At 41.9% G+C, this 222-nt stretch carries 1 protein-coding gene; it reads left to right on the forward strand.

Annotation, left to right across the window (positions count from 1 at the left end):
• On the forward strand, nt 1-222 hold a 222-nt coding region (locus tag CHH91_RS20800), incomplete at both ends, for a hypothetical protein (protein WP_176465895.1).

Consider the following 222-nt stretch of genomic DNA (forward strand, 5'->3'; position numbering starts at 1 on the left):
GTATGTTTCGATTGCTGGAACCGTTTGTACAGCGATTTACTTAGTTGTTTTAATTATCCGTTATCGAAAAGAAAACGCATCAAGTTCAAGAGTGGTCGTTTCTATCGCCCGGCCACTACGCTATATGGCGTGGCTTCTTGGCTACATTGCCTTCATTTATCTTGTAGGCATGTTGATTGCCACTTCTCTGTTTCTCGTCGCTTTCTTGATGTTTGAATCGAA

Origin of the sequence: Virgibacillus sp. 7505, assembly GCF_002272135.1 — a bacterium.
Lineage (GTDB): Bacteria > Bacillota > Bacilli > Bacillales > Amphibacillaceae > Terribacillus.